We start from the raw sequence: 13,005 nt of genomic DNA, 5'->3' as shown, positions 1-13,005 counted from the left end.
AAGCGCAAGAAAAATGTATACAATTATACAAAAATAGTGTAGGATAAAAAACAAATTAAATTGTGCACGACAGATACGAGAAAAGTATAACACAGTAATAACAGGAGAACACACTATGTTTAAGCCAAATGAAGATTATTTAAAACTACCCGGAAGCTACCTTTTTAGTACGATTGCCAAAAAAGTTGCAGCTTTCCAGAAGGCAAACCCAGATAAAAAGATCATCCGTCTCGGAATCGGTGATGTCACAAAGCCACTGCCAAAAGCAGTTATAGAGGCTCTTCACAAGGCTGTTGATGAGCAGGCAGATGCAGAAACTTTCAGAGGATATGCCCCTGACCTTGGATACGAGTTTCTTCGTCACGCAGTTGCTGAAAACGACTTTAGAGCAAGAGGATGCGATATCGCAGACGATGAAGTCTTTATTTCTGACGGAGCCAAAAGTGATTCCGGAGCTATACAGGAAATCTTTTCAAAAGATGCAAAAATAGCAGTCTGCGATCCCGTTTACCCAGTATATGTTGATTCAAATGTTATGGCTGGAAGATGCGGGGATTATGATGAGAATACAGGAATGTGGAGCAATGTTATCTACATGCCTTGTACAGCTGAAAACGGCTTTGCACCTGAACTTCCATCAGAAACACCAGACCTTATTTATCTGTGCTTCCCAAATAATCCAACTGGTGAAGCCATCACAAAAGACCAGCTCCAGAAATGGGTTGATTACGCAAACAAAGCAGGCGCTGTCATTATCTTTGACGCTGCTTATGAGGCTTATATTTCAGAGGATAACATTCCTCATTCTATCTATGAGTGCGATGGTGCAAGAACATGTGCTATTGAGCTTAGATCTTTTTCCAAGAATGCAGGATTCACCGGTTTAAGACTCGGTGCAACGATCATTCCTCACGACCTTAAGGTTTCCTTCCAGGGTAAAGAGGTCCAGATGCACAGCCTCTGGGCAAGAAGACATGGAACCAAGTACAACGGCGCTCCATACATCGTTCAGAGAGCAGGCGAAGCCATCTACAGCCCTGAAGGCAAGGCTCAGGTAAAAGAAATGATCGCGTCCTACATGAAGAATGCAAAATACATCTATGATGGTCTTAAAGAAGCCGGATACACAGTGTATGGTGGCAAAAACTCGCCATATATCTGGCTTAAGACTCCAGACAACATGACAAGCTGGGAATTTTTTGACTACCTTCTCGAAAAAGCCAATGTAGTTGGAACCCCCGGTTCTGGCTTCGGTCCAAGTGGTGAACACTACTTCAGACTCACTGCTTTTGGAAGCTACGAAAACACAGTAGAAGCCATCGACCGCATAAAGGCCCTCGGGGACGGGGTTAATGGTCCATTTTAAAAACAAACCCTCGGGAACGGAAATAGGTCATTGCAATTAATGGCCCATTAACCCCGTCCCCGAGGGTCTTTTTTACCAGATCAAAATTCTGTTTTCCGGAGCAAGATACATTCCATCGCCCTCTTTTACATCGAAAGCCTTATAGAATTCATCGTACTGCTGCGATGTTACATTTACTCTGAGATAGCTAAGCGGATGTGGATCCTGAGTAAGCTGTGAATAGCTTGCTTCATATGTTTGCATATCTTTCCATATGTTAGCGTAGCTCTCAAAGAAAAGCTTATAATCAAAGTTTTCTTCCTTGGCTGCAAGAGTCATCATAGCTTTAACACCTGCTATATCTGCAATAGCTTCGGTCTGGACAAGAGAACCAATAGCTTTTTCATCACCATAGACTGTTATTCCATCATAGTAATCGATCAGCTTCTGAGCTCTTTCCTGGAATGCGGCATAATCCTCATCTGTCCACCAGCTACTGTAGTTACCATCCTTATCAAACTGAGCTCCATTTGTATCAAAAGCATGGCTTATCTCATGTCCGATAATAGAACCTATTCCTGCATAAAGCTGCTCTTTTGCCATATCATCACTGTAGAAATCTCCATCAAGAATTCCCAGAAGTATGTTGATCGAATTTACAGTTGGGTCGTAGTAGGCATTTGTTTCAAGAGTAGATATGCCTTCCCAAATATTCTTATTTACTTTTCCGTTTGTCCTCTTCTTATCAAGTTCCCACCTATAATTCGCAAGTGCCTTCTGTACTTCAAAATATGAAAGGCCATTCAGATCAAGACCGCTATAGTCCTCATATTCATTTGGCTCAATTACATTGATCTTCAGAGAATCAAGCTTGCTAATAGCATATTCTTTTGTCTCATCAGAGAGCCATTCCTCGCCTTCAAGCATTTCCCTGTAGACACTGGCCACATCTTCACAAAGTTTTGTTATAGTCTTTTTTGTCTCTGTAACATCATACTTAGCCATGTATGCCTTTTCCATTGATTCCGGCAAAGCATTATTTAAATAGACATATGCATATTTTTCATCAGAAAGAGCTCCTGACGCACCATAAATTGAACGCTGGGCATCAAGTCTTGCTTCAAAAGTCTCCTTGTCAAGATAAGCTGTACATCCTAAAACTGTTTGAACCATGAAGTATCCTTTTATGTTCTCAAGATTCTCATCTGTATAAAGTTCAGATACCTTGGCAAGAGCTTCAGGCTCTGTTACAAGGAAAAGCTCTGCATTATCAAAACCATTTGACTTAATAAACTCATCTACCGGGAAATTAGGCGCAAGCTCTGCCATTTCCTCGGGAGCGTAGTAGTTTAGTATCTTCTCATAAATTGCAGGATCGTTATTTTCGAGTGAAGTATATACCTTTTCAGCAAGAGCTGTCTCATAGGCCATGCAGGCTTCAAAGTACTTATCAGCATCATCCTGTGTATATCCCATTCTTGTCATGATACTAGAAAAGAGTTTTTTATAAGCATCATATTTTAGCTTACCAACAGTACTAAACTCTTTATACTCTGCAGAATCTCCAAGAAGCAGACCTGTATGGTCAAAATCTGTCACATATCTGGTTGAATCTGTGAGATCTCCAATATTGCCAACGCCCACCAAAGCAGGTGTAAAGAATGACCTGTCAACATCAGTAACAAATGCTGTGACATCATCTATACTCGAAAGAGATTCGATGTCTTTCACATAAGGTTCAATCGGAGAAACCCCCTTTGCATTTCGATCATCCCAATCAAGAAAAGCATTGTAAAATGCTCTTACAAGTTCAGCATCATGCCCCTCTATGCTTTCATCCTCTAAAGTTGCCAACGCCTTGTCGTCAATTATCTGTCCAACCTCAACAAAGGTACCGGTAGAGGTGTATCCTGCAGGGATCTCGGTGTTTCTGACCCAGTCATAATTTACCGCCATGTTCAGATCGTCTTTTTCTGATGGTTTTTCTGAATTAACAACATTCTCTTTAATATTGGAGTTTATCCACGGATTCCCCCCATCAATGACGTATGATGTGTCTTCAGCCTGAGCTGTTTCTTCGGAAGCCTCAACACTTGCAGCATCTGTTGATGCCTCTGCCGCAACCTCTTCCTTACTTTCCTCCTCGGCAGGAGTTTCAGTTACCGCACTATCAGCTGCAGTTCCGCACCCGGCAAGTAACAAGCATCCTGTCAAAAGAGCTGCCAAAATCTTGAAATATCAATCAATACTATTTCTTTTATCGCATATATAATACAATTATGCAAGCGTACTCACCTGCTTCCTAAAAGAAAAAGCCAGTGGAAGCCCCACGCCTCCACTGGCTGTATTGACTGAAAATTATTTTATCACAAAAATGTGCATTTATGTCTCGTTATCCTGATCTATAAACTTTTCCATACTCTTATCAATGACAAATTCAGCATCCATCGTAATATCTTTTGCATTTCTAAAAAAAGTATATCCCATCTTCATAGAATAGCGGCCTCTGTCAGATGGACGCTCATCAAGAATAAGATCTGTCTTGCCACTTTGATTCTTGAAAACAAATTTTGACTCAGTGACGCTGATATTTTCGATAGGAGAATAGTCTTCTCCGGCCATTATTATCGGTGACTCACAAGTAATAAAAACGTGATCGATGTTTATATCCCTGACTTTTCCCGGGAGCCTGTCCACGCCGTCCCTCTTGGTCGCAGTAATAGCCAGAGGTTCACCTTCACCCCACCAGTTCCAGACTCCGGTCCTTCTGTCCTTGCAATCCACAAAATTTCTGGTTGTTCCGCGAACATGGTGGATATCGATGTTGTAGATTTCGCCGCCATCTCTTGACCAGATGCCTATTCCCCTGATGCAGTCACGAACTATACAATCAGAGATGATTATGTCGTGAATATCTCCAAAGGTCTCTGTTCCGATCTTGATTCCCGAACAATTTGATGACAAAAGACATCCGTTAACCACAATATCCTTGCAATCCCCATACTTTTTATACATTGGAGATGTGGATTTAAGTACAATGCTGTCATCACCAGTTTTTATCCTGCAGCCTTTTATGATAACGTTCTGGCAGCAATCTGGATCTATTCCGTCATTATTGGGACCTCTTTTGTCATTGTCAATGACAATGTTCTCTATTCTGACATTCCTGCAACCCGCCATGTGAAGAGTCCAGAATGCGGAGTCAAAAAAAGTAACATCAGTAACAGTGAGGTTTTCCACATCCTCAAGATAGCTCATTCTGGGTCTGAAGCCTCTGACATTTAAAGGGCTCCCATTTTTTGCCGTTTCAGGATCTTCATCGTCAAAAAAAGCATTCCTTCCCTGACCATCAATTGTTCCCGTTCCGGTTATCGCAATATTCTTTTCATGAAGCGCAAATAAAAAGCAACCGCCTTCCCAGCCGTCAACCTCATTGTCCTCGTCGCCATCCTTGAAATAATCGATAACATCCGCTTCATCAAGACTGGACAAAAGAACTGCTCCATGCTCCAAATGCAGATCCACATTGGACCTGAGTCGAAGTGTGCCTGATAAAAACGTTCCTGCAGGTACCACAACTCTTCCGCCTTTTTCGGTGCAGGCATCGATTGCCGCCTGAATAGCTGATGTACATTTTGTTTTTCCGTCGGCTACTGCTCCATAATCAAGAATATTATAGGTCATTTTCTTTTAAATGCTCCTTTCCTTCCATATCCGTTTCGATGCGTTTTCCTCTGTCAAAAGAAAAAGCCTCTTTCCCGTCAATAAAAGCATAAGCCTTATTCTGTCCCTGTTCAATCCTATAAATATGTCCATTTATATGCTGTTCATAAAAGCCCTCATCTTCTTTTATGCTGCTCCAGATGAGTTTATCTCTTTTAACTACAACTCCGTACATCCTGCTCACATATTCCAAAACCGAAAGCATGGCAGGTCCGTAAGCATCCTGGCCTCCGGAAACGCTGTGTATAGATGGCTTCATGGTAAATGGGTCGTACTGTTGAACAAAAATGCAATCGTCACCTATTGCCTCAAAGAGCTTTCGGCCAAGCTTGGGGATCAGACTATAATAGCCGTAGTTTTCCATCGCATCGATCGCTCTCTGGAAGGTAAGAGCCTGGGGCTGACCACTCCAGTTATTCTCTGTATCATTCCTGTATAAAGGATCTGACACTGAAACTGACGGAAGTGGCATATTGGTCCAAAACTCTTTTTCATTAAGTAAATGCATACTGACAAACCTGTCAGCTTCTTCTCTGGTCATACTGTTCCAGTACATCATCCTCAGATTGTTGTGGATAAGTGTTGGCAACTTATTGTGATTCTTATCTCTGTCAAAAAATGCACCACTAACCCCGTCCCACAGGGCCATTTTGGTTCCCCGTCAAAGATATACTGAATCTGGTACTCATTGTGATAGTAGGAAATGCTTGTTGTAAAGTTCTGATTCCTTGCAACCCGCCCCACGGCTACTCCGTCATATTCCCCTTTATATACTTCTATGTACATCCTTCCTCCATTTTTTTCTGTTTTTATGTCAAGAATAGTAATTCTATTACAACTTCCATGTGATAAAATGAAAAACAAAAACGAGGTTTTTACTATGACACTTGAAGAAATCAACATTCGTGATCCCTTTGTATTACCTTTTAAAGACACATATTACATGTACGGAACAAGAGCCAAGACCTGTTGGGGACTCGCCGATGGCTTTGACTGCTATACCAGTAAGGACCTGGTAAATTGGGACGGCCCTTTTGAAGTATTCCACAAGCCTGAAAATTTCTGGGCTGACAAAAACTACTGGGCTCCTGAAGTACATATTTACAATAACACTTTTTACATGTTTGCGACATTTAATTCTGAAGCTCTCGATAAAAAAGGCACCATGATCCTGTCATCAGAAAGCCCTCTTGGACCATTTAAGGTTCACAGCGACGGGAAAATTACTCCTGATGAATGGAACAGCCTTGATGGAACCTTCTATCTGTCCCCTGAAGGAAAGCCATATATGGTATTCAGCCATGAGTGGGTAGACCTCGCAGATGGGGAGATTTGCTCTGTTGAACTCTCTGATGATCTGACACACCCTGTATCAGAACCAGTCACACTGTTCAAAGCTTCCCAGGCAAAGCCATGGGTTAAAGGAATGCAGCACAGACTTCGCAATGAGATTTGCTATGTTACAGATGGTCCCTTCATGCACCGCCTTGAAAACGGAGAGTTGATCATGCTCTGGGCAAGCATCTCAGAAGGCGGCTACGCAGAAGCTATTGCCCGCTCCGATAACGGAAACATCGATGGTAACTGGACCATAGATGAGAAACCTCTCTTTGATAAAGATGGCGGCCACGGCATGCTCTTTAAAACCTTTGACGGAAAACTTATGATGGTTCTCCACCAGCCAAACGAAACACCAAAGGAGCACCCTGTATTCATACCGGTTAATGAAGAGTCACTGGCAATATAACACAATCTAAAGCTCTCAAAATCTAAGGTGGAAAACTATGGAAAATTTTGCTGATTACAATGTTTGGGGTGGCTTTCTTCTTGTTTCAGTTTTGCTTTTAGCAGTTATAACAGCCAATACCTTAAAGCGCATGATAAAGCCACTTCACAACTCACTTATTCCGGCTTCTGTTCTTGGCGGACTTATACTTCTTTTAATATCAGTTTTGTATAAGCTGATATTTGGTCAGGAAATGCTGGAGACTTACTTTTTTGGGACCAATGGCTGGTCAAACCTCGAAATAATAACCTATCACTCTCTTGCTCTTGGTTTTATCGCCACAACCTTTAAATCGCAAAAGGCTGCCACTTCCAAAAAACGTCTTACTGAAATATTTAATACAGGCATCACCACTGTATCCACCTACCTTCTCCAGGGAGTTGTAGGTCTTAGTATCTCAATAGCTGCAGCGATGCTTGTCCCGAATTTCTTTAAGGCTGCGGGGGTTCTTCTTCCTTTTGGTTATGGCCAGGGAACTGGGCAGGCTCTTAATTACGGCAATATCTATGAAACTGAATTTGGATTTGCAGGAGGGAAGAGCTTTGGCCTTTCCATTGCAGCCATGGGATTTTTGAGCGCCAGCATCGGAGGAGTTATCTATCTGAACATCCTAAAGAAAAAAGGCCAGCTTGAAGAATTGGCAGCAAAGACAGATATGCTCTCAGCTTCAGACATTCAAGGAAGCAACGAGATCCCTATGCAGGAGAGCATGGATAAGATCACGATTCAGCTTTCCTTTACAACAACTGCTTATCTTATTACCTTCTTGGCAATGAAATATCTGAGCATGCTTATACCGGGAATGCGATCCGTAATCTTCGGTTTTAACTTTCTTCTCGGTGTTATCATTGCTTCACTTATGAAGGCCATAATAAGAAATCTTACAGACAGGCACATAATACACAGAGAATATATAAATGATTTCCTTATGACCAGGATCAGCAACTTTTTCTTTGACCTGATGGTGGTTTCCGGAATCGCCGCAATAAGGATAAATGTCCTCTTAGACAGCTGGTTTGTTCTGCTGGTTCTTGGAATTGCAGGTTTTGTTGTAACCTTCATATACAACCACTATGTAGCCAAAAAGCTCTTTCCTGAATACAAAAAAGAGCAGTTCCTTATGATGTTTGGAATGCTCACAGGAACTGCCGGAACAGGCACTATATTACTCAGAGAAGTGGACCACGAATTTCAGACTCCGGCTGCAGACAACATGGTTTACCAGAACTTCCCTGCCATTGTTTTTGGTTTTCCGATAATGCTGCTTGCTACTGTAGCTCCGGTTAAACCATACATGTGCCTGGCGATATTTGCCGGATTATTCATTGTTTTAAACCTGATTCTTTTCAGGAGTAAGATTTTTGGTACCAAAGCAGATACTTGACCGCATTAAATGTACCAGGCCCGGTTATCTCATAGTGCTCAGATCTGCTTTTTTCATGGATACTGAGTCTGTTTCTCTGAACTATATCCACACTGCTTATTGCAGTTTTTTCAAGGCACTCTTCTCCTATCATGAGATGATCATGACAGGCTAAAAGAGTGCTTTTTTTACTGTCAAGGGTTTTGTGGTCATATGTCACTTTTGAAACCGTAACCTCATCCTGCCATAATATCTCTTTTTCTTTATCTTCTAAAAGCTCTTCCAGCAGCTTTTTTTGCCGGTTGCAGGCATCTGTAATAGAAAATGGCTCATTTTTCTCATCACTTAAATATCCATACTCATCCAAGGTAAGTTCATAGCCGCAGCTGCAAATAAGCTTATCTTTCCATGAATGCATAGTTCCTATTTTCTTACAGCAGGGACAGCAGAATAAAAGTGTCTCCAGATACATAGCTCTGTCTGAATACTCAAATCTTACTCTTTCCGTTTCCTGCTCTTTGTAGGCATCAGTATATATTCCTTCTCTGATAACTTTTAGAATGTCGGAAGCAGTCATTGTCTTTAGCTCATCAGCAGACAGTATCCTTGCAATTTGTCCCCTGATTTTTCCTTTTCTTATGCCCCGGCCCCACCTTGGAGTTGTAAGATACCCTCCTGTCAGCCTGTATACTACCAGAGTTGCACCCGTCATCCTGGCAATCTTGCCAATGGCATCGGAAATATCACATGTTTTTCCATCAAAAGACCTGTTTCCTTCAGGAAAAAGCATGACACTTCTTCCGGCCCTTATTCTTTCTGTAATACTCTTTAATGTGGAAACTCCCTTACTCCCCTTATCATGAAGGATAGGTTTAAAGGTCTTGGCCGCCCATCTTGCCAGGGGACCTATTCTCATCATGGCCTCGGTAGCGACAAAATCCATAGGTTCTTCGGACACAGAAACCAGAAAAAGAAAATCGGCATCAGTATTGTGATTGCACAGAATAAATCTCGGTCCCAGACCTTGGGGCAGAGTTTCGCCTGAAAAATTAAACCTTCGCGCGATGATCCTTGCGATCGTAGCTCTTACTGTTTTGTAGAATCTGTCATAAAAGGTGAAATCATCTGCTTTACTCATGAAGCCTCTCCTCAGAAGCTGCAGCAAAAAACTCAAACATTTTATCCGCCTGATTTTTAATTCTGCTACGATTCTTTAGTACTTTGTTATATCTGTTATCGGAATCTTCTTTATTTTGCTAAAAGATATAGAATAGATTAACAGTGCAAATATTACTTCACAGGAAACTGCCAGCGCCCATGCAGCCACATAGGTCTTTCTAAGGAACATGAACCCCTCGGATTCAACTCCCTGAAGGATAAAATATGTGGATGGAATTCCCACCAATAATCCCAATATTATTCCAAGTCCTGTTGTCACAAGCACTTCTCTTACAAGATATCCTATGACCTCCGCGTTTGAAAAGCCATTTACTTTCATGGTAAGTAACTCTTTCATTCTGTGGGCTACCAGAATATTGCTCAGATTCAAAAGAATCATAAACGACAGAATGACCGAGAAACCGATCACAACAAATACCACAATAGTATAAAGCCTTGACATTCCCGCCTTCTGGTCAAGCACCTCATCAGAAAGATGTATTGCCGAGATTCCTTCATATTCTGACAACATATCAGCTACGCTTTTCGGATCCTGATCTTTGACCTTTATCATGTAAGTATTTAATGCAGGATCTTTACCAAAGGCAGTTTTATAGTATTTCGCTGTCATTACACCACCTTTTCCCACATGAAGAAGGTAGTGGCCATTTATGGTAAGTTTCGCTATATCAAGAGAATCTGTTATTAGTGTCACATTCTCTTTGTCCTTCAGGCCATTCTTTTCCATCATTTCCAACGTGACCATAAGACCATCATCAAAGACTTCAATTTCTTTGCCTTTCCCGTTTTCAAGTTTATAGAATTCTTTAAATCTTTCTGTATCATAGATCACATATATTTCTGAAAGAGTCTGTCCTTTTCCGGTCTGAAGAACTCCTCCTATCTTACGAACTTCCATGTAGTCGAAATCCTGAATTTTTTCTTCAATCTTCGCCCTTTCTTCATCGGTGACATTATCAGAAAGTGTAACTGTAAGATCATATCTGTTTATATTCTCAACCTGATTCTTAAGAGCACTGTAGTGACCGAATTTTATACTGCCTCCAAGTCCGATAACAAATACACACACAAGGATTATGACGATTGAAACAGTCTCTCGACCGATATCCATCATGAAATTATTCATGATCAGTCTGAAGTAAACGCTTCCTCTACTGTTTTTCCAAGCCTTACTGCGTCCTCTCTTTGCCGGCTCATTGCCGCTTACAAGTCCTACAGCGGAGCAGGACAATATTTTTTCCGACGACCACACCACCGCAAAAGCTGTGACAATAGCTGCACCCACCGGCATTATGATAATAGGCATAATCCTGAATACATGCTCTACATTAAACACAAAGGTAGTGTTCAATGAATTGCAGATCATTTTTTCAAAAGCAAGTCCTCCGCCGATTCCTGTTAAAGCGCCAAGAACCGCTGCTGTAACGCCAAACAGAAGATACTTTTTTCTTATCTCTGTCTTGTACATTCCAAGTGCCTTACAGGTTCCGATCTGCTTGGACTGCTCCTCCACGATTATAGCCATGGTAAAAAAGCATACAATAATAACAATTCCGGCATATATAGGCGTGAATACACTGCCTACTTTTTTTAACACAACGCAGTTAGACTTAAATTCCACAAAATAAACATTGGCATCCCTTGTCTGGACAAACCACTGGCAATCCCTGTTTTTGGCCTCATCTATCTGCTTTTTCACGTCGGCAAGAGTGTCCATCGCCTCTTTACGTGCTTTATCATATTTTTCCCTTGCCTCGGCAAGTTCTTTTTCACCCTTCTCCTTTTGTTCGTTAAACTGTCTTATACCTTCATCCAGTTCTTCTTTCGCCGCTGCAAGCTGGTCCTCAGCTTCTTTTTTCCTGGCGGCATAGGTTTTTTTTGCATCCTCAAGCTGTTTTGCACCATCAGCTTTTTGAACTTCAAAATCTGCCTTGGCATCAGCAAGCTGTTTTCTTGCCTCAGGCTCTCTTTTGGCAAGCTCCGCCTGACCATCAGCCAGCTCTCTTCTTCCCTGCTCCAAAGAGTACCACCCCTGATCAAGAAGCTTTCTCGCCTCTTCAAGCTCTTCCAGGCCATTTTCATACTTCCTCTGGCCATCATCCAGTTTTTTCTTACCTTCCGAAAGTTTATCAAGTCCAGCCCTGAAATCGCTTATACCAGTTATCTTATCAAATACCTCCAAGACCTTTGGATCAACCTCAGCCATAGCAAAATCATATACCTCCATGACAGCATAGCCTTTGGCCAGAGCATCTTTACTCTTTGAAGCTATAAGATCCGGAACAATAATATCCCTGATCTGCTCTTTATCTTCATCGGTTATCTCAGAATCTTCATAATAACCCTCACAGCCTTCTATTATAATATCTATTGTCTCACTATCGAGGACCTCATCAATCCTGCTGATACCGCTGTTATACTCTTCCCAGCCCTTGTCAAGCTCTTCCTTGCCTCTGATGAGTTTTTCTCTTCCCGCGTTATACTCCTCTTCCTTTTCTTTGAGTGTTTTTTCCGCCTCATCAAGCTGCAGGAATCCGTCAAACAACCTCCATTTATTGTAAGACAGCTCATCCTCCATTTTCTTTTCTGCTTCTTCAAGCTGCCTTTGCCCATCGGCTATCTTAGTGTTGTATTCCTCCTCACCATCCTTTATCTGCTTGGCAGCTGCGCTAAGCTCCCTTTCAGCTTTTGCCTCGCCATCTTCATACTCTTTTTTTCCATCCTCAAGTTTTTGGGATGCTTCCCCTATTTTCTCATCAAATTCCTTCTGGGCATCATCGATCTGCTTTTTTGCTTTTGAAAGCTCTGTATTTGCCTTGTCCTCAGCTTTTTTATATTCACTATCAAGATCATTGGCAAGAGTATTTTTCTTTTCTATTGTCATTCCTTCAATTCTTGCCTGGATGTTGTCATAGACCGCTTTCACGGCGTCATTATATCTTTTGTCTGAGAATATGGCTCCCTTTGGGGTCTCCGCCTTGGCATAAACAGCTGTGTAATCAAAAGCACTCCCTGATGTGTCAAAAGAGCTGATTGGAAGAAGGCAATAATCCATTCTTCCAGACTCCATGTAATCCGGATGTCCGGCTATTCCTGTAACAGTAAACTTCTTTTCCGTAAGTACATTGTCAATACGGGCTGCAGAAACCACGATAGTTATGGTATCTCCGATGCTTACGCCCAGCTTATCCGCAAGTTCGGGATTTATGGCGCACTGACCATTTTCTTTGGGTAAATTGCCTTCTACAGCGTAAGGCACACTGATTCTCTCAGTTACTGAGATGATCAGCGCACCAATGTTTTTCCCTGAAAATCCAAGTTGGCCCGTAAAAACAACTACTCCTTCAGCATCCGCCACTCCCTCAATAGAACGTATATCTTCCACTTCTTTTTCAGTGACCCCCATGCTGCAGGCTATATTCAGGTCTTTATAGTTATGCTCGGTAATATACCTCTCTCCCACAGAAGAAAGAGACGTAAAAGTAAACCTAAGCCCCAATATGACGCTGGTACCGATAAGCACTATTGCGACTATTGACAGCCATGAGACTATTCTTTTTTGGATATTCCTTAGGGCATCTGTCAAAAATGTCTTTTTCATAAATCACC

At 41.8% G+C, this 13,005-nt stretch carries 8 protein-coding genes; 3 read left to right on the top strand and 5 right to left on the bottom strand.

Features of this window, described 5'->3' with window-relative positions:
* Positions 1–115: 115 nt before the first annotated feature.
* On the top strand, positions 116–1,366 hold the full coding sequence (locus G585_RS0109405; RefSeq protein WP_022774587.1) for an LL-diaminopimelate aminotransferase: 1,251 nt from the start codon (positions 116–118) through the stop codon (positions 1,364–1,366).
* 72 nt (positions 1,367–1,438) lie between these two features.
* On the opposite strand, the gene G585_RS0109400 is transcribed toward G585_RS0109405, so the two are convergent.
* The 3 genes from G585_RS0109400 to G585_RS17715 form a co-directional block, all read right to left on the bottom strand.
* Complete coding sequence (locus tag G585_RS0109400; protein ID WP_022774586.1) at positions 1,439–3,571, bottom strand: M13-type metalloendopeptidase; 2,133 nt, start codon at positions 3,569–3,571, stop codon at positions 1,439–1,441.
* Between the two features lie 156 nt (positions 3,572–3,727).
* The gene (locus tag G585_RS0109395; RefSeq protein ID WP_022774584.1) at positions 3,728–5,029 is read right to left on the bottom strand and encodes a glycoside hydrolase family 28 protein; all 1,302 of its coding nucleotides are present in this window, start codon (positions 5,027–5,029) and stop codon (positions 3,728–3,730) included.
* On the bottom strand, positions 5,019–5,717 hold the full coding sequence (locus tag G585_RS17715) for an MGH1-like glycoside hydrolase domain-containing protein (RefSeq protein WP_022774583.1): 699 nt from the start codon (positions 5,715–5,717) through the stop codon (positions 5,019–5,021). The genes G585_RS0109395 and G585_RS17715 overlap by 11 nt, the downstream gene beginning before the upstream one ends.
* A gap of 231 nt (positions 5,718–5,948) precedes the next feature.
* Here G585_RS17715 and G585_RS0109385 point away from each other — a divergent pair, with 231 nt between their 5' ends.
* Complete coding sequence (locus G585_RS0109385; RefSeq protein WP_022774582.1) at positions 5,949–6,815, top strand: glycoside hydrolase family 43 protein; 867 nt, start codon at positions 5,949–5,951, stop codon at positions 6,813–6,815.
* Positions 6,816–6,852: 37 nt separating this feature from the next.
* Positions 6,853–8,238 (top strand): hypothetical protein, encoded by a 1,386-nt coding sequence (locus tag G585_RS0109380; protein ID WP_022774580.1) that lies wholly within the window; start codon positions 6,853–6,855, stop codon positions 8,236–8,238.
* Here G585_RS0109380 and G585_RS0109375 read toward each other — a convergent pair.
* The gene (locus tag G585_RS0109375; RefSeq protein ID WP_022774579.1) at positions 8,201–9,355 is read right to left on the bottom strand and encodes a lysophospholipid acyltransferase family protein; all 1,155 of its coding nucleotides are present in this window, start codon (positions 9,353–9,355) and stop codon (positions 8,201–8,203) included. The genes G585_RS0109380 and G585_RS0109375 overlap by 38 nt on opposite strands.
* A 75-nt stretch (positions 9,356–9,430) precedes the next feature.
* Positions 9,431–12,997 (bottom strand): ABC transporter permease, encoded by a 3,567-nt coding sequence (locus tag G585_RS17710; RefSeq protein WP_022774577.1) that lies wholly within the window; start codon positions 12,995–12,997, stop codon positions 9,431–9,433.
* Positions 12,998–13,005: the final 8 nt, after the last annotated feature.

It is taken from the genome of Butyrivibrio sp. AE2015 (assembly GCF_000420825.1).
Lineage (GTDB): Bacteria > Bacillota > Clostridia > Lachnospirales > Lachnospiraceae > Butyrivibrio.
Note: the sequence above shows the minus strand (reverse complement) of the source record. Positions and strands in the feature narration are given on the sequence as shown.

What these genes read in the sequence shown, in the direction of transcription:
- G585_RS0109385 (WP_022774582.1), top strand. Translation starts at nt 5,949, where the DNA reads ATGACACTTGAAGAAATCAACATTCGTGATCCCTTTGTATTACCTTTT.
- G585_RS17710 (WP_022774577.1), bottom strand. Translation starts at nt 12,997, where the DNA reads ATGAAAAAGACATTTTTGACAGATGCCCTAAGGAATATCCAAAAAAGA.
- G585_RS17715 (WP_022774583.1), bottom strand. Translation starts at nt 5,717, where the DNA reads ATGGCCCTGTGGGACGGGGTTAGTGGTGCATTTTTTGACAGAGATAAG.
- G585_RS0109405 (WP_022774587.1), top strand. Translation starts at nt 116, where the DNA reads ATGTTTAAGCCAAATGAAGATTATTTAAAACTACCCGGAAGCTACCTT.
- G585_RS0109380 (WP_022774580.1), top strand. Translation starts at nt 6,853, where the DNA reads ATGGAAAATTTTGCTGATTACAATGTTTGGGGTGGCTTTCTTCTTGTT.
- G585_RS0109395 (WP_022774584.1), bottom strand. Translation starts at nt 5,029, where the DNA reads ATGACCTATAATATTCTTGATTATGGAGCAGTAGCCGACGGAAAAACA.
- G585_RS0109375 (WP_022774579.1), bottom strand. Translation starts at nt 9,355, where the DNA reads ATGAGTAAAGCAGATGATTTCACCTTTTATGACAGATTCTACAAAACA.